Annotated in this window: 16 protein-coding genes and 3 pseudogenes; 13 read left to right on the top strand and 6 right to left on the bottom strand. The window is 52.7% G+C overall.

The annotated features are described in order from the left end of the window. Nucleotides 1-26 precede the first annotated feature (26 nt). From murC to mutT, 11 genes and pseudogenes are all read left to right on the top strand, one after another. Nucleotides 27-1502 (top strand): UDP-N-acetylmuramate--L-alanine ligase, encoded by a 1476-nt coding sequence (murC, locus tag ACLD4K_RS10165; RefSeq protein ID WP_411011794.1) that lies wholly within the window; start codon nt 27-29, stop codon nt 1500-1502. Next, complete coding sequence (locus ACLD4K_RS10160) at nt 1495-2415, top strand: D-alanine--D-alanine ligase (protein ID WP_411011793.1); 921 nt, start codon at nt 1495-1497, stop codon at nt 2413-2415. Before murC ends, ACLD4K_RS10160 begins: the two co-directional genes overlap by 8 nt. A gap of 1 nt (nt 2416) precedes the next feature. Next, nucleotides 2417-3247 (top strand): cell division protein FtsQ, encoded by an 831-nt coding sequence (gene ftsQ / locus ACLD4K_RS10155; RefSeq protein WP_000075728.1) that lies wholly within the window; start codon nt 2417-2419, stop codon nt 3245-3247. Then, on the top strand, nt 3244-4506 hold the full coding sequence (gene ftsA, locus ACLD4K_RS10150) for a cell division protein FtsA (RefSeq protein ID WP_000588463.1): 1263 nt from the start codon (nt 3244-3246) through the stop codon (nt 4504-4506). Before ftsQ ends, ftsA begins: the two co-directional genes overlap by 4 nt. A gap of 60 nt (nt 4507-4566) precedes the next feature. After that, nucleotides 4567-5718 (top strand): cell division protein FtsZ, encoded by a 1152-nt coding sequence (gene ftsZ / locus ACLD4K_RS10145; protein ID WP_111753461.1) that lies wholly within the window; start codon nt 4567-4569, stop codon nt 5716-5718. Between the two features lie 100 nt (nt 5719-5818). Then, nucleotides 5819-6736 (top strand): UDP-3-O-acyl-N-acetylglucosamine deacetylase, encoded by a 918-nt coding sequence (lpxC, locus tag ACLD4K_RS10140; protein ID WP_000595487.1) that lies wholly within the window; start codon nt 5819-5821, stop codon nt 6734-6736. Between the two features lie 566 nt (nt 6737-7302). Then, nucleotides 7303-8610 carry a hypothetical protein gene (locus tag ACLD4K_RS10135; RefSeq protein WP_411011792.1) on the top strand — a complete coding sequence of 436 codons (1308 nt, stop codon included), beginning with the start codon at nt 7303-7305 and terminating at the stop codon, nt 8608-8610. After that, a pseudogene (locus ACLD4K_RS10130) lies at nt 8611-8788 on the top strand (3,4-dihydroxy-2-butanone-4-phosphate synthase); the annotation flags it as partial. Nucleotides 8789-9182: 394 nt separating this feature from the next. Then, nucleotides 9183-9680: a secA regulator SecM gene (secM, locus tag ACLD4K_RS10125; protein WP_411011791.1), complete on the top strand. Its 498-nt coding sequence runs from the start codon at nt 9183-9185 to the stop codon at nt 9678-9680. A 61-nt stretch (nt 9681-9741) separates the two neighbouring features. Beyond that, nucleotides 9742-12447: a preprotein translocase subunit SecA gene (secA, locus tag ACLD4K_RS10120; protein ID WP_411011790.1), complete on the top strand. Its 2706-nt coding sequence runs from the start codon at nt 9742-9744 to the stop codon at nt 12445-12447. Nucleotides 12448-12598: 151 nt separating this feature from the next. Beyond that, nucleotides 12599-12994 (top strand): 8-oxo-dGTP diphosphatase MutT, encoded by a 396-nt coding sequence (gene mutT, locus ACLD4K_RS10115; RefSeq protein WP_000736058.1) that lies wholly within the window; start codon nt 12599-12601, stop codon nt 12992-12994. A gap of 33 nt (nt 12995-13027) precedes the next feature. Here mutT and ACLD4K_RS10110 read toward each other — a convergent pair. Further along, nucleotides 13028-13168: pseudogene (locus tag ACLD4K_RS10110) on the bottom strand (aldo/keto reductase); the annotation flags it as partial. Nucleotides 13169-13209: 41 nt separating this feature from the next. Between ACLD4K_RS10110 and ACLD4K_RS10105 the strand changes: the two are divergent. Further along, nucleotides 13210-13311, top strand: a pseudogene (locus ACLD4K_RS10105) (LysR family transcriptional regulator); the annotation flags it as partial. Here ACLD4K_RS10105 and yacG read toward each other — a convergent pair. The 3 genes from yacG to coaE are packed head-to-tail and all read right to left on the bottom strand — an operon-like array spanning nt 13308 to nt 14872. After that, entirely contained in the window at nt 13308-13499 is a 192-nt protein-coding gene (gene yacG, locus ACLD4K_RS10100) for a DNA gyrase inhibitor YacG (protein ID WP_001286419.1), read from the bottom strand. The pseudogene ACLD4K_RS10105 and the gene yacG overlap by 4 nt on opposite strands. Nucleotides 13500-13508: 9 nt before the next feature. Continuing rightward, nucleotides 13509-14252 carry a cell division protein ZapD gene (gene zapD, locus ACLD4K_RS10095; RefSeq protein WP_000557441.1) on the bottom strand — a complete coding sequence of 248 codons (744 nt, stop codon included), beginning with the start codon at nt 14250-14252 and terminating at the stop codon, nt 13509-13511. Continuing rightward, a complete protein-coding gene (gene coaE / locus ACLD4K_RS10090) occupies nt 14252-14872 on the bottom strand; it encodes a dephospho-CoA kinase (RefSeq protein ID WP_079981128.1) in 621 nt (206 codons plus the stop codon). Before coaE ends, zapD begins: the two co-directional genes overlap by 1 nt. Before the next feature lie 225 nt (nt 14873-15097). On the opposite strand from coaE, the gene ACLD4K_RS10085 reads away from it, so the two are divergent. Beyond that, nucleotides 15098-16141: a GMP reductase gene (locus ACLD4K_RS10085; protein ID WP_001217365.1), complete on the top strand. Its 1044-nt coding sequence runs from the start codon at nt 15098-15100 to the stop codon at nt 16139-16141. Between the two features lie 30 nt (nt 16142-16171). Here ACLD4K_RS10085 and hofC read toward each other — a convergent pair whose 3' ends face one another. Both hofC and gspE read right to left on the bottom strand, forming a co-directional pair. After that, nucleotides 16172-17374, bottom strand: a complete 1203-nt coding sequence (hofC, locus tag ACLD4K_RS10080; RefSeq protein WP_000114087.1) for a protein transport protein HofC — start codon at nt 17372-17374, stop codon at nt 16172-16174. Continuing rightward, nucleotides 17364-18749, bottom strand: a complete 1386-nt coding sequence (gene gspE / locus ACLD4K_RS10075) for a type II secretion system protein GspE (RefSeq protein ID WP_411011789.1) — start codon at nt 18747-18749, stop codon at nt 17364-17366. The genes hofC and gspE overlap by 11 nt, the downstream gene beginning before the upstream one ends.

Here is an 18749-nt window from a genome sequence, read left to right as displayed (position 1 = left end):
GGGTATTGGAGTTAATGGCGTAAAGAATGAATACACAACAACTGGCAAAACTGCGTTCCATCGTGCCCGAAATGCGTCGCGTTCGGCACATTCACTTTGTCGGCATCGGTGGTGCTGGTATGGGCGGTATTGCCGAAGTTCTGGCCAATGAAGGGTATCAGATCAGTGGTTCCGATTTAGCGCCGAATCCGGTGACCCAGCAGTTGACGAGCCTGGGGGCGACGATTTTCTTTAACCATCGTCCGGAAAATGTGCGTGATGCCAGCGTGGTCGTCGTTTCCAGCGCAATTTCCGCGGATAACCCGGAAATTGTCGCGGCGCATGAAGCGCGTATTCCGGTTATTCGCCGTGCGGAAATGCTGGCGGAACTGATGCGTTTTCGCCACGGCATCGCCATTGCCGGGACGCACGGAAAAACCACAACGACCGCGATGGTGTCCAGTATTTATGCCGAAGCGGGGTTGGACCCGACTTTTGTGAATGGCGGTCTGGTGAAAGCCGCAGGCGTTCATGCGCGTCTGGGCCATAGTCGTTACCTGATTGCCGAGGCAGATGAGAGCGACGCGTCCTTCCTGCATTTGCAGCCGATGGTCGCGATCGTCACCAACATCGAAGCCGACCATATGGATACCTATCATGGCGACTTTGAAAATTTAAAGCAGACGTTTATTAACTTCCTGCATAACCTGCCGTTCTACGGTCGCGCGGTAATGTGCATCGACGATCCGGTCATCCGCGAGTTGCTGCCGCGGGTGGGGCGTCAGACCACGACGTATGGCTTTAGCGAGGATGCTGACGTCCGCGTAGAAGATTATCAGCAGATAGGGCCGCAGGGGCACTTTACGCTGTTGCGCCAGGGAATGCCGGATCTGCATGTCACGTTGAATGCGCCGGGTCGCCACAATGCCCTGAATGCCGCGGCGGCAGTGGCGGTAGCGACCGAAGAAGGCATCGCCGATGACGCTATCCTGCGCGCGCTGGAAAGCTTCCAGGGGACCGGGCGTCGTTTTGACTTCCTCGGCGAGTTCCCGCTTGAGCCGGTGAATGGTAAAGCCGGGACGGCGATGCTGGTGGATGACTATGGCCATCATCCGACCGAAGTAGACGCCACCATTAAAGCTGCGCGAGCAGGGTGGCCGGATAAAAACCTGGTGATGCTGTTTCAGCCGCACCGTTACACGCGCACGCGCGATCTGTATGACGATTTCGCCAATGTGCTGACCCAGGTTGATGCGCTGCTGATGCTGGACGTTTACCCGGCGGGCGAAGCGCCGATTCCGGGCGCGGATAGCCGTTCTTTATGTCGCACGATTCGTAATCGGGGAAAAATTGACCCGATTCTGGTTTCCGATCCGGCTCAGGTTGCGACAATGTTAGCGCCGGTGCTGACGGGTAACGACTTGATATTAGTGCAAGGCGCAGGAAATGTTGGCAAAATTGCGCGTTACTTATCTGAAATCAAGCTGAAGCCGCAAATCCAGGAGGAAGAGCAACATGGCTGATAAAATCGCGGTCCTGTTGGGCGGAACCTCTGCGGAGCGGGACGTTTCGTTAAATTCCGGCGCGGCAGTGTTGGCCGGGTTACGTGAAGGCGGCATTGATGCGCATCCCGTCGATCCGCAAGAGGTTGATGTTGCGCAGCTTAAAGCAATGGGCTTTCAGAAGGCCTTTATTGCGTTGCATGGCCGCGGCGGTGAAGATGGCACCTTACAGGGAATGCTTGAACTGCTCGGCCTGCCTTATACCGGCAGTGGTGTGATGGCCTCGGCGCTTTCCATGGATAAACTGCGCAGTAAATTGCTGTGGCAGGGCGCAGGCTTACCGGTTGCGCCGTGGGTCGCGCTGACGCGCGCCGGGTTTGAAAAAGGCCTTAGCGAAGAACAAAAAGCGCGAATTTCGGCGCTGGGTTTACCGCTGATCGTCAAACCCAGCCGTGAAGGCTCCAGCGTCGGTATGACGAAAGTAGTAGAAGAAAACGCTTTACAGGGGGCGTTATCATTGGCTTTTCAGCATGATGACGAAATACTGATTGAGAAATGGCTGTGCGGTCCGGAATTTACGGTGGCGATAGTTGGCGAAGAAATTTTACCGTCAATTCGTATCCAACCGGCAGGAACCTTCTATGATTATGAGGCGAAGTATCTCTCTGATGAGACTCAGTATTTCTGCCCTGCCGGTTTAGACGCGTCCCAGGAAGCCGCGCTACAGTCTCTCGTCCTGCAGGCATGGAAAGCTTTAGGCTGCACGGGATGGGGGCGTATTGACGTCATGCTGGACAGCGATGGTCAGTTTTATCTGCTGGAAGCCAATACTTCTCCGGGGATGACCAGCCATAGTCTGGTGCCGATGGCGGCGCGTCAGGCGGGAATGAGCTTCTCGCAGTTAGTGGTACGAATTCTGGAGTTGGCGGACTGATATGTCGCAGGCTGCGCTGAACACGCGAAACAGTGATGAAGAGACGCCTTCTTCACGCCGTAACAATGGAACGCGTCTTGCAGGAATACTGTTCCTGCTGACGGTACTGTGCACCGTGTTTGTTAGCGGGTGGGTCGTGTTAGGGTGGATGGAAGATGCGCAGCGTTTACCGTTATCAAAGCTGGTATTAACCGGCGAGCGTCACTACACGCGTAACGATGATATCCGTCAGGCGATACTGGCTCTGGGCGCGCCGGGAACCTTCATGACGCAGGATGTGAACATTATCCAGAGCCAGATTGAGCGTTTGCCGTGGATTAAACAGGCCAGCGTCAGAAAACAGTGGCCTGATGAATTGAAGATTCATCTGGTTGAATATGTGCCGATTGCGCGTTGGAATGATCAACATATGGTCGATGCTGAAGGGAACACCTTCAGCGTGCCGTCAGACCGCATCGGCAAACAGGTTTTACCCATGTTGTATGGCCCGGAAGGCAGCGCGAGTGAAGTATTGCAGGGATACCGCGAGATGGGGCAGGTGCTGGCTAAGGATAAATTCACTCTAAAGGAAGCGGCGATGACCGCACGTCGCTCCTGGCAATTGACGCTTAATAACGGCATTAAGCTCAATCTCGGCAGGGGCGATACGATGAAAAGGTTGGCTCGCTTTGTAGAACTCTATCCGGTTTTACAGCAGCAGGCGCAAACCGATGGCAAACGGATTAGCTACGTTGATTTGCGTTATGACTCAGGTGCGGCAGTTGGCTGGGCGCCGCTCCCCCCTGAGGAATCTAATCAGCAACAGAATCAGGCACAGGCAGAACAACAATGATCAAGGCGACGGACAGAAAACTGGTAGTAGGACTGGAGATTGGCACCGCGAAGGTTGCCGCTTTAGTAGGGGAAGTTCTGCCCGACGGTATGGTCAATATCATTGGCGTGGGCAGTTGCCCATCGCGGGGTATGGATAAAGGCGGGGTGAATGACCTTGAGTCAGTGGTGAAATGCGTTCAGCGCGCCATTGACCAGGCGGAATTGATGGCTGATTGCCAGATCTCCTCGGTATATCTGGCGCTTTCCGGCAAACATATTAGCTGTCAGAATGAAATTGGTATGGTGCCCATTTCCGAAGAGGAAGTGACGCAGGAAGATGTGGAAAACGTCGTGCATACTGCGAAGTCAGTGCGCGTGCGCGATGAACATCGCGTGCTGCATGTGATTCCTCAGGAGTATGCCATTGACTACCAGGAAGGCATTAAAAATCCGGTCGGTCTTTCCGGCGTGCGTATGCAGGCGAAAGTACATTTGATTACCTGCCACAACGATATGGCAAAAAACATTGTCAAAGCTGTTGAACGTTGTGGTCTGAAAGTTGACCAACTGATATTTGCCGGACTGGCGGCCAGTTATTCCGTGTTAACGGAAGATGAACGTGAACTGGGCGTCTGTGTCGTGGATATCGGCGGTGGTACAATGGATATCGCCGTTTATACTGGCGGCGCGCTGCGTCATACCAAAGTGATCCCTTACGCGGGGAATGTGGTGACCAGCGATATCGCTTATGCCTTTGGTACGCCGCCGAGCGATGCTGAAGCCATTAAAGTCCGCCACGGTTGCGCGCTGGGTTCCATCGTCGGTAAAGACGAGAGCGTTGAAGTACCGAGCGTAGGTGGGCGTCCGCCGCGCAGCCTGCAACGTCAGACGCTGGCGGAAGTGATTGAGCCGCGTTACACCGAGCTGCTCAATCTGGTCAACGAAGAGATATTGCAATTACAGGAACAGCTTCGCCAACAAGGGGTAAAACATCACCTGGCGGCGGGGATTGTGTTAACCGGCGGCGCGGCGCAAATCGAAGGGCTTGCTGCTTGCGCTCAGCGCGTGTTTCATACGCAGGTGCGTATCGGCGCGCCGCTGAATATCACCGGTCTGACGGATTATGCCCAGGAGCCGTATTACTCAACGGCGGTGGGATTGCTTCACTACGGGAAAGAGTCCCACTTAAACGGTGAAGCAGAAGTGGAAAAACGTGTTACGGCATCAGTTGGCTCGTGGATCAAGCGACTTAATAGCTGGCTGCGAAAAGAGTTTTAATTTTTATGAGGCCGCCAGATATTACGGCCTCAGGCGACAGGCACATGACGGAGAGAGATTATGTTTGAACCTATGGAACTAACCAACGACGCGGTGATTAAAGTCATCGGCGTCGGTGGTGGCGGCGGTAACGCTGTTGAACACATGGTGCGCGAGCGCATCGAAGGTGTTGAATTCTTCGCGGTGAATACCGACGCTCAGGCGTTGCGTAAAACGGCGGTTGGCCAGACCATTCAAATTGGTAGCGGCATTACCAAAGGTCTGGGCGCCGGCGCTAACCCGGAAGTCGGCCGTAATGCGGCGGACGAAGACCGTGAAGCGCTGCGTGCGGCGCTTGAAGGCGCAGACATGGTATTTATCGCGGCAGGCATGGGCGGCGGTACCGGAACCGGCGCGGCGCCAGTGGTTGCTGAAGTGGCAAAAGATTTAGGTATTCTGACCGTTGCCGTGGTGACTAAGCCTTTCAATTTTGAAGGCAAAAAGCGCATGGCATTTGCGGAGCAGGGTATCACCGAGCTGTCCAGGCATGTGGATTCGTTGATCACCATCCCGAACGACAAGCTGCTGAAAGTGCTGGGCCGTGGTATCTCCCTGCTCGACGCGTTCGGCGCGGCTAACGACGTGCTGAAAGGCGCGGTTCAGGGGATCGCAGAGCTGATCACCCGCCCGGGCCTGATGAACGTCGACTTTGCTGACGTGCGTACCGTGATGTCTGAAATGGGCTACGCAATGATGGGCTCCGGCGTGGCGAGCGGTGAAGACCGTGCGGAAGAAGCGGCTGAAATGGCTATTTCCTCTCCGCTGCTGGAAGATATCGACCTGTCCGGCGCGCGCGGCGTGTTGGTCAACATTACGGCGGGCTTCGACCTGCGTCTGGATGAGTTTGAAACCGTCGGTAACACCATTCGCGCGTTTGCGTCGGATAATGCCACCGTGGTTATCGGTACCTCTCTGGACCCGGATATGAATGATGAACTGCGCGTGACGGTAGTGGCGACCGGTATTGGTATGGACAAACGTCCGGAAATCACTCTGGTCACCAATAAACAGGTGCAGCAGCCGGTGTTGGATCGTTATCAGCAGCACGGTATGGCGCCGCTGACGCAGGAGCAAAAAACGGTCGCGAAAGTGGTTAACGACAATACGCCACAGGCGGCGAAAGAGCCGGATTATCTGGATATCCCCGCATTCCTGCGTAAGCAAGCTGATTAAGAATTGGCTGGAATTTGGGATTCTGGGCTCTTTGTGCTAAACTGGCCCACCGAATGTATAGTACACTTCGGTTGGATAGGTAATTTGGCGAGATTATACGATGATCAAACAAAGGACACTTAAACGTATCGTTCAGGCGACTGGCGTCGGTTTACACACCGGCAAAAAAGTCACCCTGACATTACGCCCTGCGCCGGCCAATACCGGGGTCATCTATCGTCGCACCGACTTGAATCCACCGGTAGATTTCCCGGCCGATGCCAAATCTGTGCGTGATACCATGCTCTGTACGTGTCTGGTGAATGAGCATGATGTACGGATTTCAACCGTTGAGCACCTGAACGCTGCTCTGGCGGGCTTAGGTATCGATAACATCGTTATTGAGGTTAATGCCCCGGAAATCCCGATCATGGATGGCAGTGCCGCTCCGTTTGTCTACCTGCTGCTTGATGCCGGTATTGATGAACTGAACTGCGCCAAAAAATTCGTACGCATCAAAGAGACTGTTCGGGTTGAAGATGGCGATAAATGGGCTGAATTCAGACCGTACAATGGTTTTACGTTGGATTTCACCATCGACTTTAACCATCCGGCGATTGATTCCAGCAGCCAGCGCTACGCGATGAACTTTTCTGCGGATGCGTTCATGCGCCAGATCAGCCGTGCGCGTACCTTCGGTTTTATGCGTGATATCGAATATCTGCAGTCCCGCGGCCTGTGCCTGGGCGGCAGCTTCGATTGTGCCATCGTTGTTGACGATTATCGCGTATTGAACGAAGACGGCCTGCGTTTTGAAGATGAATTCGTTCGTCACAAAATGCTTGACGCGATCGGTGACTTGTTCATGTGTGGTCACAATATTATTGGTGCGTTTACCGCGTATAAATCCGGTCACGCATTGAATAACAAGTTGTTACAGGCAGTCCTGGCAAAACAGGAAGCCTGGGAATTTGTGACCTTCCAGGACGACGCAGAACTGCCGTTGGCTTTCAAAGCGCCTTCGACAGTACTGGCATAACGACATACGCTGTCGTATAAAATTCGACTGGTTAACCTGGCACTCTCTCCGGCCAGGCGAGCCAGTCGTTTTTTTTACTATCCTTTATCTGCGCTTCTCTTAATACGGCTATTTTAGCGTGGACTCCCGGCGAATTGATTTTTTCATAATAATTTCAGCAAATAATATTAGCGGCCTCTAACCACAACTCAGATGGCATCAGTTGATGTCAAAACCATGCTGAACCATTGAATAAAAAACAACATGTTATTATCTGTCGCGCAGTAACCTGACTGGCCAGTAATACTGTGAACTCAACGATATTCCCTTCACATCCTTCGCAAATGGCCAAAAAGTAACGTAAAAATTGAAAAACGGGCAAATAAACATGGCGGATATGCTCTGTCTCTCCGGATAAGAGCTGCTGCAGCAGAGAAAATCAGCCAGTGGCCAGACCGGTACAGGATGACCTGCAGCCATGGTTGGAAATGAGAACTATAATCAGGTAAATGCCTGGTAACTAAAAGGGGAAAGATATGGAATAATTTTTTATATAATAACTTCTCTAATAAAGGGGAGCACGCAGTATGATGATTTTCTCTCTAATATCTGCCGTAAACGATGGTGTGCTATTGCCTGCGCGCGCTCATTTTCCTTTAGATGAGAATGATTTCGATTTCGTTGAGCCTGCTATTATTGTTGGAGGCGATGAAGAACGAACAGTGCACTTTGGTATGTTTCTTAACCAGCTTAAACTTTATCCACATGAAACAGCAGATCCATTACGCGTTTCTATAAACGCGGTGACCCCATGCTGCGGTGAGAGTAATGCCTACCAATTGGTGCTATCTACAGGGCAGCTCCCTTTGTATGTCTCTGAGATTAGTGAATTGATGAAAGATTTTCTTTATCAATATGTCGTTGATGCCAATGGTTATGTAAAAATGACTTTCCCCGATATCGATATATGTAATGGGCTGAATTCGTTATGGAGAATGTTTGCTGAAGAAAATTCAAGCGGAACTTTAAAAACTGAAAAGGTTCTGTGTTCGCCTTGTATCATGCCTGTACCTGTACCTGTACCTGTACCTGTGCCGGGAGAAATGAGTTCTCTTGAAGAAGAGAAAATGACGTTGAAGGATGTGAAGAATTTCAAGAAAATACAATCTGCCTTCAAGCATGAGTTGCACTCCATTCAGAAATCGTTAAACGTACTTAATAGCCATGAAGCTGTTGAGCGTTTTAAAGAGAATAAAACGCTCGAACTCTTGTTGCAAACGGGGATGCACACTGGGATTGGTGTCGCTGGTGGCGTGTTGGGCGCTGTCATCGGCACGGCAATCGCTCCCGGCTTGGGGACGCTCATCGGCGTGGGGATCGGCGCAGGATTAGCGTGGGCAGGTAAAAAGCTTTACGATTATGCCGCAGGCGTTGTAAGCAATAAAATAAATCCTAACCCGCATTTAAAAACCCAGGAAATTGACCGGAAAATAAAATCTGCCGAGAAAGGTACCATCTGGGAGTGTGGGGCAAAAATAAAGTCACTCGTTGTGGAACCCTCGCGGGCAGGCGGTATCCTCGTGGCTAGCCTTATCTCTTCAGTAATAAAAGGGGTCTCGTTACCTATTCATGATATAGCCACTGCTTGTCATGATTATGAAAGAGCAAGTGAAGGATTAACACCTGAAAAAGCGTCTAAGATTGAAGCCTTACTGGTAAAGTATCATAGCAAGCTGAATAAAGAATATAAACAGGTGCTCGAGTATCTCGAAGAGAATCCGACACCGGATAACCAGCGACGTAAAAATAAGATCCTTGAACGGGATGCAGTGATTTGCGAGCGATTAGCTGCTATCCGCGAAAGTATTAAGAACGCTGTGGAATCTCGACGTTAGAGTATTCATAAAGGCCACAGTGTAATGACGCTGGATGATGATAATCGTACCCACGAGGCGATATAATTTTCGCCGCTGAAATCATGACGGTTGAACAGATGACGCTAACCATCCGCCATGGTAGCGTCTATATCTGACCGAAGAACGTTGTAAACTGTTTGATCTTCCGATGATAGTGGGTAAACAACGCCAACGCTGTTTTTTTGGTCAAGGTCGCCTGGTGCCGGAAGACAATGTTTCTCTCTATACCCGCGCCTGTTTAGCAGGATTAAGAGCCTATCCCATTAGGGCTATTTTACTTGCCATTTTGGACCTGGGCAGTGCTCAAAATCCTCACGTACTACGTGTACGCTCCGGTTTTTGCGCGCTGTCCGTGTCCAAACTGGCTGCGCCAATAACGCCTGGTGGGATAGGCTCTAAATCGAAATACGGCGCGTTCGCTGTTTTCTTAGCCATTTTTTATCTTTGTTTCTCGTCATTACTGCTGTAGCGCGTACGCTTTAATGATAAGATTTATGCGCAAATTGTTTTGATTCCGTAAGCCCACGAGGGGCATATCAGGTGGCAATGACGTGAGTGGAATACTGACGCGCTGGCGACAGTTAGGCAGACGATACTTCTGGCCGCATCTCTTATTAGGGATGGTCGCGGCGAGTTTTGGTTTGCCCGCGCTCAGTAACGCCGCCGAAACCAATACGCCTGCAAGGACGACCGCCAGCACCGCGTCTAAAGTTAACTTTAGCCATCTTGCGCTGTTAGAAGCCTCTAACCGTCGTCCCAATTTCACCGTAGATTACTGGCATCAGCACGCTATTCGCACGGTGATTCGCCACCTTTCTTTTGCAATGGCACCGCAAACGCTGCCCGTTGCCGACGCGCCGTCGCCATTACAGGCGCATCATATCGCCTTACTGAATACGCTCAACGCGATGCTCACGCAGGAGGGCACGCCGCCGGCGATTGTTCGCCACCTCTCCCGGGCGTATTTTGCGCCACAAACCGCATTTAGCATCCCGGCCTGGATAAGTCAGGCGCAGGGTATCCGCGCCGGTCCTCAACGTCTCAGCTAACGAAAAAAGACCCTTTCACTTTATTTGTAGCTCCGCGGCGCGGGGCATTTGAGACTTTATTATGCTAATCAAATTATTAACCAAAGTATTCGGTAGCCGTAACGATCGTACGCTACGTCGTATGCGTAAGGCCGTCAGCCTTATTAATGCGATGGAACCGGAGATGGAAAAACTCTCCGATGACGAACTGAAAGCGAAAACCAACGAATTTCGCGCCCGTATTGAAAAAGGTGAAGGCGTAGAGAGCCTGATTCCGGAAGCGTTCGCGGTGGTGCGTGAAGCCAGTAAACGCGTCTTTGGGATGCGTCACTTCGACGTTCAGCTATTGGGGGGTATGGTGCTCAACGATCGCTGTATCGCCGAAATGCGTACTGGTGAAGGTAAAACGCTGACTGCAACGCTGCCAGCCTACCTGAACGCGCTGTCCGGCAAAGGCGTTCATGTGGTAACCGTGAACGACTATCTGGCGCAGCGTGACGCCGAAAACAACCGCCCGCTGTTTGAATTCCTCGGCATGACCGTGGGTATCAACATGTCTGGCCTGCCTGCGCCAGCCAAGCGTGAAGCCTACAATGCCGATATTACTTACGGCACTAACAACGAATACGGTTTTGACTACCTGCGCGACAACATGGCGTTCAGCCCGGAAGAGCGCGTACAGCGTAAACTGCATTATGCGCTGGTGGATGAAGTCGACTCCATCCTGATCGATGAAGCGCGTACGCCGCTGATTATTTCCGGTCCGGCGGAAGATAGCTCGGAAATGTACAAAAAAGTGAACAAAATCATTCCGCACCTGATTCGTCAGGAGAAAGAAGATTCTGACACTTTCCAGGGCGAAGGCCACTTCTCCGTTGATGAGAAAGCGCGCCAGGTTAACCTGACCGAACGCGGTCTGGTGCTGATTGAAGAGCTACTGGTGCAAGAAGGCATTATGGATGAAGGCGAGTCGCTCTACTCGCCTGGCAATATTATGCTGATGCATCACGTCACCGCCGCGCTGCGCGCGCACGCGCTGTTTACCCGTGACGTGGATTACATTGTGAAAGACGGCGAAGTCATCATTGTTGATGAACATACCGGTCGTACCATGCAGGGGCGTCGCTGGTCTGACGGTCTGCACCAGGCGGTAGAAGCCAAAGAAGGCGTTGAAATTCAGAATGAAAACCAGACGCTGGCGTCTATCACCTTCCAGAACTACTTCCGTCTGTATGAAAAGCTGGCCGGTATGACCGGTACGGCGGATACTGAAGCCTTCGAATTTAGCTCTATCTATAAGCTGGATACCGTCGTTGTTCCGACCAACCGTCCGATGATCCGTAAAGATTTGCCGGATCTGGTCTACATGACCGAAGCGGAAAAAATCCAGGCCATTATCGAAGATATTAAAGAGCGTACCGCGAACGGTCAGCCAGTGCTGGTCGGGACGATTTCTATCGAGAAATCTGAAGTGGTCTCCAGAGAGCTGACCAAAGCGGGCATCAAACATAACGTACTGAACGCAAAATTCCACGCCAACGAAGCAGGCATCGTTGCGCAGGCTGGTTATCCAGCGGCGGTCACTATCGCTACCAACATGGCGGGTCGTGGTACCGATATTATGCTGGGCGGTAGCTGGCAGGCGGAAGTCGCCGCGCTGGAAGCGCCGACGGAAGAACAGATTGCGCAGATTAAAGCGGACTGGCAGGTACGCCATGACGCGGTTCTGGCTGCCGGCGGTCTGCATATTATTGGCACCGAGCGCCATGAATCCCGCCGTATCGACAACCAGTTACGTGGCCGTTCCGGTCGCCAGGGCGATCCGGGTTCTTCCCGTTTCTACCTGTCGATGGAAGATGCGCTGATGCGTATTTTCGCCTCCGATCGTGTCTCCGGTATGATGCGTAAACTGGGGATGAAGCCGGGCGAAGCGATTGAGCACCCGTGGGTGACGAAAGCTATCGCTAACGCGCAGCGTAAAGTAGAAAGCCGTAACTTCGATATTCGTAAGCAACTGCTGGAATATGATGATGTGGCGAACGATCAGCGCCGTGCAATTTATACCCAGCGTAACGAACTGCTGGATGTGTCCGACGTGAGCGACACCATTAACAGCATTCGCGAAGATGTCTTTAAGGCGACTATCGACGCCTACATTCCGCCGCAGTCGCTGGAAGAGATGTGGGACATCCCGGGTTTGCAGGAACGCCTGAAAAACGACTTCGACCTGGAGCTGCCGATTGCCGAATGGCTGGATAAAGAGCCGGAGCTGCATGAGGAGACGCTGCGTGAGCGCATCCTGGCGCAGTCCATCGAGGTGTATCAGCGTAAAGAAGAGGTGGTTGGCGCTGAAATGATGCGTCATTTCGAAAAAGGCGTGATGCTGCAAACGCTCGATTCCCTGTGGAAAGAGCACCTGGCGGCGATGGATTACCTGCGTCAGGGTATTCATCTGCGCGGCTATGCGCAAAAAGATCCGAAGCAGGAATACAAGCGCGAATCCTTCGCTATGTTCGCCGCGATGCTGGAATCGCTGAAATATGAAGTGATCAGTACCCTGAGCAAAGTCCAGGTACGTATGCCGGAAGAGGTCGAAGCGATGGAAATGCAGCGTCGCGAAGAGGCGGAGCGCCTGGCGCAGATGCAGCAGCTAAGCCATCAGGATGACGATGCCGCCGTGGCTGCCGATCTGGCCGCCCAGACAGGCGAACGTAAGATTGGACGTAACGATCCTTGCCCTTGTGGTTCCGGTAAGAAATACAAACAGTGTCACGGTCGCCTGAGCTAATGCGATAAACTTACCGGCCTGATAAGACATAATGTGTTGCCATCAGGTCGGTGCTGGCATTATTGCCGAAGGGCGCTACGCTTATTCGGCCTGACATTGAACACAGATAAAAAGGCGCAGGCGACTGCGCTTTTTTTATGGATGCAACAAGATGAAAAAACTGCAAATCGCGGTTGGGATTATCCGCAACCCGAACGACGAAATTTTTATTACCCGACGCGCCGCGGATGCGCATATGGCGAACAAACTGGAATTTCCCGGCGGAAAAATTGAAGCCGACGAAACACCAGAGCAGGCGTTGATCCGGGAGCTACAGGAAGAGGTGGGGATTACGCCAACACAGGTGACATTATTCGACACTCTGGAATATCAATTCCCGGACCGACACATTACGCTGTGGTTTTGGCTGGTTGAACGCTGGGAGGGCGAACCGTGGGGGAAAGAAGGACAGCCGGGACGGTGGATCGCGCAGAACGCGTTGAATACGGACGATTTTCCGCCGGCCAATGAACCGATTATTCGTAAATTACGCCAATTTGCGCCTTAGTGGGGGATCGCAACACGATCCCCATCGATCTTATTAGCGATTTAATGTCGACATAATTTCCGGCCAGTAGCGGGGGCCGGCCGCGGCGTCGTGAGGAAAAACCGCCTCAATTGCCGCCAGCTCTTGCGGGCTTAGGGTCAGTGATAACGCGCCAGGGTTTTCTGGCGCAGTGGCGGCTACGTTTCTGTTATAGCCTAATCTCGCCGGTTGATTGGTATTATCCCGGCCGCGCGCATATGGCGCCAAAACTACGCGTATTTATTGATTATTTTTGTCATAAGGCGATATTGCCGTCTCAACAGAGCTATCACCGTTAGCGCTCTTCGCTCCAGTCGTCGCTATCAGACTGGTCGCCGCTGCTGGCGATTCGTTTCTCTTCGGCGGCCCATTCGCCCAAATCAATTAACTGACAGCGTTTAGAACAAAATGGGCGGAAGGGGCTAATTTCCCCCCAGACGACCGGTTTACCGCAGGTCGGACAGTTTACGACGGTCACGTCAGACATTTTTACTCCTTAGCAACAGGCCAGTTCAAAATCAAGACGCTCCGGCACCAGACCATTTTCACTATCCAGCGGCATAAAGCGAATGGCAAAACGGCTCTTATGGCCGGAAATTTGCGGATAAAGTTGTGAATCGAGCGTCAGCATAAGACGCAGCAAATCGGCGTCGTCCCCGTTATCCTGATAAAAACCGTTCAGGCTGGTTTGCTTACGGAAAGGCGCTGAATTTCGGATCAGATCAAGTACCAAAGTCAGCGCCTGGGTGAGGGGATTCAGGCTGGCAAGCCAGCTTTCAATCTGGGCGTCGCGCTGCGCCTGTTGTAGGTGCAACCAGATATGCAGAGTGGGTAAATCGAAACTGCAACAGCCGCCAGGAATACTTAGGCGTTGACGCACAAGGGCAATCAAGCGATCTTCACGTAGCTGCTGGCCAATCCTCGGGGCGGAGATCAGCACGCTGCCCGCGGATTTTAACTGCTGGCGCAGGGCTTCAATACGGTCTTGATCGACGCCGGGAACCTCAACCCAGGCCTGTAATTTACGCTGCTGGCGCTCCAGTTCTTTCAGCAGTTCGGTACGGACTTCGCCCCGTTCGAACACATCCAGTAGATCGCTGATGTTACGGAAAAAATGCAGTGCGCCAGCATGGTCTGCAATTGGCAGGTTGATGGAGAGCTGTTGGATCAAAAACTCTATGCGCAGCCACGTACGCATCTTCTCATTGAGAGGGTGTTCAAATAGGACCTGGGTGTGCATTACGGTTTTTCCTGTGAGACAAACTGCGACGCGAGCTTAAGATAACTGGCGTGCAGGCGGGCCACATCTGATGCGATAGCATCCGGTGCGCCGTTATTATCAATAACATCGTTCGCCACGGCAAGGCGCGCTTCACGCGTCGCCTGCGCAGCGAGAATGTGTTCAACATGCTCGCGCGTAACATCATCACGCTGCATTGTGCGCATAAGCTGCGTTTCGGGCGTCACGTCAACCACCAGTACGCGGTTGGCTTTTTGATACAGCCTGTTTTCAACCAGCAGAGGCACAACCCATAACACATAGGGCGACGTAGCCTGTTGAAACTGTCGTTGGGTTTCCTGCTGAATTAAGGGATGAAGCAGAGCGTTAAGCCAGGCTTTTTCTTCCGGATGCGAAAAAATACGCTCACGCAGCGCCCGGCGACGTAACGTGCCGTCGGCGGCGATAAGTTCAGAACCAAAATGTTCCGCTATTGCGTTCAGGGCGGGCTGCCCTGGCTCAACCATCTGGCGCGCGATAATATCCGCGTCGATGACGGTTATTCCGAGGTCAGCGAAGGCATCAGCGACGGTACTTTTACCGCTGCCAATACCGCCGGTTAAGGCTACGGTATACCTCATATCTCCAGCTTCCGGAATTTTAGTTTGCCAATCAAAAGGTTAAATTTTAAATATACAAAGACGATACGCTCTGAGCATTAACCTACTATTCGCCAGGTAAATTTATGGGATTGTAACGTAAAAAAAGAGAATTTCGCAGTCTTGTACGGCCATGATTAGTGCGTATGATAACGTCACTGGAGTTGTGAGTTTCGATTTTTCGCCATTAACCCCAGGAATCCGCACATGCGTATTGAAGAAGATCTGAAGTTAGGTTTCAAAGACGTTCTTATCCGTCCTAAGCGTTCTACCCTCAAAAGCCGTTCCGATGTTGAACTGGAACGTCAATTCACCTTTAAACACTCAGGTCAGACCTGGTCTGGCGTACCGATTATCGCGGCCAATATGGATACCGTCGGGACGTTTGAAATGGCGCAAGCATTGGCCGGGTTTGATATTCTGACTGCTGTACATAAACATTATACCGTTGAAGAGTGGGCAGCTTTTATCAACACGGCTTCGGCTGATGTTCTCAAGCATGTGATGGTTTCCACCGGGACCTCTGATGCTGATTTCGAAAAGACCGTGCAGATTCTGGCGCTGAATCCTGCGCTGAACTTTGTCTGTATTGATGTGGCCAATGGCTATTCAGAACATTTTGTGCAGTTCGTCGCGAAAGCGCGTGAAGCATGGCCGACAAAAACAATCTGCGCAGGCAATGTGGTAACGGGCGAGATGTGCGAAGAGCTTATCCTCTCCGGCGCCGATATCGTGAAAGTGGGAATTGGTCCCGGTTCCGTATGCACGACGCGTGTAAAAACCGGCGTCGGTTATCCGCAACTGTCGGCGGTTATCGAATGTGCTGACGCGGCGCATGGCCTGGGCGGCATGATCGTCAGCGATGGCGGCTGCACCATGCCAGGCGACGTAGCAAAAGCCTTTGGCGGCGGCGCGGATTTCGTTATGTTGGGCGGTATGCTGGCGGGTCACGAAGAGAGCGGCGGCAGCGTGGTAGAAGAGAACGGCGAGAAATTTATGCTGTTCTACGGCATGAGTTCGGAATCCGCGATGAACCGTCATGTCGGCGGCGTCGCGAAATACCGCGCGGCAGAAGGTAAAACGGTTAAATTGCCGCTGCGTGGGCCGGTGGGCAATACCGCCCGCGATATCCTGGGCGGTCTACGCTCAGCCTGCACCTATGTCGGCGCGTCTCGCCTGAAAGAGCTGACCAAACGCACCACCTTTATTCGGGTGCAGGAACAAGAAAACCGCATTTTCAATAGCCTCTAATATTCTGGCTGGCGTAAATGTGCGCCAGCCTTATCCCATCCCGCTCATCGCGTCTCCCAGATGAAAAATCGGCAAATACATCGCCACCACCAGCGTACCGATAATTAAGCCGGTGATGATCAATAACGCCGGTTCCAACAGCGACGCCAGATTATCGGCCAGCGCCAGCGTAGTTTCACTGTGGTGACGGGCAAGGTTATGCAGCATGATATCGAGTGAACCGGACGCTTCGCCCGTTCTGACCAGTTGCAGGCATAGCGGACTAAATTCCTGGGTATTTTTTAGCGCCAACCAGACCGGATTGCCCGCGGCGATCTCCTGATGCACCTGCGTTAAACGCTGTGACCAGTAAGGGCAGCCGAGACTATCGATAGCGCTTTCCAGTCCCTGAAGAAAAGGAATGCCTGCGCTTTGGGTCAATGCCAGTACGGTGAATATTTGCGCTAGTTTCTGGCCTCTTATCAGGCGACCCATAACGGGAAGCCGTAGCAGAAGACGCTGCCGCTGCGCTTGCCAGGACGGCTTTTGTTTTACCCTGCGGTGAGCGATAGCAACGAGCATCGTCAGGAACAAGATGAGCCAACCCCATGCCGACCCCCATTGCGCTATCGCGATAATACCACGCGTCAGAAGAGGGAGCGGGGTATTAAAGCTACGGTAAATGGCGGCAAATTCCGGCAGAACAAAGTGCAGCATGGCGAAAACGACCAGGGCGGCCATTGTCAGAATAATGGCGGGATAGCGCAGCGCCTTTTTCACGCTAACCGTAATCTGCCGTTGCGCTTTTTGCTGACGGGCCAGTTCAAAGCAGCATTCGGCCAGTTTGCCGGTCAGTTCTCCGGTGCGGATCATCGTCTGGTAGAGCGGCGGAAATACCTGCGGCCAGGAGACTAATGCGCTGGAAAAAGGGACGCCCTGTTCAAGCTCGTGAGCCAGCGTGCGCAACAGCGCTTGCCATTGTCGGTGGGGATGCTGTTTCGCAAGGAGTTCCAGCCCTTCTGAAAGCGTTAGTCCGGCATGAATGAGCGTGGCCAACTGATGAATAATTTCAGCGCTTTGCTCTTCTTTCCACAGTGCGGCGTTAACGCCCATGCGCTTGATGCGAAGCGGCATAATGCGCTGATGTTGCAGGGTGATGATCAGCGCCAGACGATTGTCCGCCCATACAACGTCTTGTTCCAGTTGACCTTTATCGTTAACGCCTTGCCAGCGCCAGAGTTGTTTAACGCTCATGGGGCATTCCCAGAACGCGCAGTATCTCTTCAAAGGACGTCATGCCTTGCTCAACGGCGCGACAGCCATTTTCAAAAAGCGTCCCTGTACCGGTCTGTTGGAGGTGGGCTTCCAGTGCTTGCGCCGATGCGCCGCTCGCAATTAACTGACGTAATGCCGGGGTAACGGTTAACACTTCGAATAACGCGGTTCGGCCATAAAAGCCGTGGTAGCAATGCTGACAGCCGCTTGCCTGCCAGCGCGGTAGCGCGCTGGGCCAAAGATTGGGCGATAGCACCACGGGATCGCTCAGACGCTGTTTGCAGTGCGGGCAAAGCTTCCTTACCAGGCGTTGCGCTACCACCAGCGTAAGCGCCGATGAGATCATCCAGCGTGCTACGCCCATTTGCTGCAAACGTATCAGGGTTTCACTGGTGGAGTTCGTATGGAGCGTTGAAAGTACCAGATGGCCCGTTTGTGCCGCCTTAATGGCGATTTCTGCGGTGTCGCCGTCACGAATTTCACCTACCATGATGATGTCAGGATCCTGGCGTAAAAGCGCGCGCAGCACATTTTGAAAGGTGAGCCCGGCGCGGGGATGGATCTGCGTCTGGTTAATCCCATCCAGTGGAATTTCTATCGGATCCTCAACGCTACAGAGGTTGATACCCGGCGTATTCCGGGTTTGTAGCGCGCTGTATAGCGTGACCGTTTTTCCGCTACCGGTGGGGCCAGTCACCAGTACCAGCCCCTGAGGTTGCTGTAGGGCTTGTCTAAAAGCGGTAAGTTGTGCCCCGTACATGCCCAGCGTGTCCAGATCCAGCGTTTGTTCAACCTGATGCAACAACCGTAAGACGACTTTTTCGCCCTCCTTACAGGGAAGCGTGGCGATACGAAAAGAGATGCTGTCGCCCGCCAGGTCAACGGTAAATTGCCCGTCCTGCGGCAGCCGATGTTCAGCGATGTCCAAATTTCCCAGGACTTTCAATCTGGCCGTCAGCGCAAGCCCCGTCTCTTTGGCGATGTCCTGCAGAATATGAAGAACACCGTCGATGCGGAGCCTTATCCGGTAGCGGCCGGCGCCTGGTTCGAGATGGATATCAGAGGCGCGTTTCGCCATCGCCGAGCGTAATGTCTGATTGAGAAGCTGGGCCGCGGTTTCTCCGCCTTTCGCGGCGTTTGTCGAGGGAGCCTGATCCGGCTTATGCCGATGATTTTCCATTTGCTGGCGAGTCCAGCACACAATATCAATCTGTTTTTGCGTGGCGAAATGCAGAGCGTCCAGTAACGCATGAGAGGGCGCGTCGACCACCGCAACAGTGATACTGTTGCTGGCGCTATTGATCAGTACAGCCTGATGACGTTGACATAAGGTGTTGAGCTGAGCGTCTTTCAT

It is taken from the genome of Salmonella sp. 741265055_HSA (assembly GCF_046569525.1).
GTDB lineage: Bacteria > Pseudomonadota > Gammaproteobacteria > Enterobacterales > Enterobacteriaceae > Salmonella > Salmonella enterica.
This window is presented reverse-complemented; position numbering and strand designations above follow the sequence as displayed.

Coding starts and splice junctions, on each gene's coding strand:
- murC (WP_411011794.1), top strand. CDS start 27: ATGAATACACAACAACTGGCAAAACTGCGTTCCATCGTGCCCGAAATG.
- ACLD4K_RS10160 (WP_411011793.1), top strand. CDS start 1,495: ATGGCTGATAAAATCGCGGTCCTGTTGGGCGGAACCTCTGCGGAGCGG.
- ftsQ (WP_000075728.1), top strand. CDS start 2,417: ATGTCGCAGGCTGCGCTGAACACGCGAAACAGTGATGAAGAGACGCCT.
- ftsA (WP_000588463.1), top strand. CDS start 3,244: ATGATCAAGGCGACGGACAGAAAACTGGTAGTAGGACTGGAGATTGGC.
- ftsZ (WP_111753461.1), top strand. CDS start 4,567: ATGTTTGAACCTATGGAACTAACCAACGACGCGGTGATTAAAGTCATC.
- lpxC (WP_000595487.1), top strand. CDS start 5,819: ATGATCAAACAAAGGACACTTAAACGTATCGTTCAGGCGACTGGCGTC.
- ACLD4K_RS10135 (WP_411011792.1), top strand. CDS start 7,303: ATGATGATTTTCTCTCTAATATCTGCCGTAAACGATGGTGTGCTATTG.
- secA (WP_411011790.1), top strand. CDS start 9,742: ATGCTAATCAAATTATTAACCAAAGTATTCGGTAGCCGTAACGATCGT.
- mutT (WP_000736058.1), top strand. CDS start 12,599: ATGAAAAAACTGCAAATCGCGGTTGGGATTATCCGCAACCCGAACGAC.
- yacG (WP_001286419.1), bottom strand. CDS start 13,499: ATGTCTGACGTGACCGTCGTAAACTGTCCGACCTGCGGTAAACCGGTC.
- zapD (WP_000557441.1), bottom strand. CDS start 14,252: ATGCACACCCAGGTCCTATTTGAACACCCTCTCAATGAGAAGATGCGT.
- coaE (WP_079981128.1), bottom strand. CDS start 14,872: ATGAGGTATACCGTAGCCTTAACCGGCGGTATTGGCAGCGGTAAAAGT.
- ACLD4K_RS10085 (WP_001217365.1), top strand. CDS start 15,098: ATGCGTATTGAAGAAGATCTGAAGTTAGGTTTCAAAGACGTTCTTATC.
- hofC (WP_000114087.1), bottom strand. CDS start 17,374: ATGAGCGTTAAACAACTCTGGCGCTGGCAAGGCGTTAACGATAAAGGT.
- gspE (WP_411011789.1), bottom strand. CDS start 18,749: ATGAAAGACGCTCAGCTCAACACCTTATGTCAACGTCATCAGGCTGTA.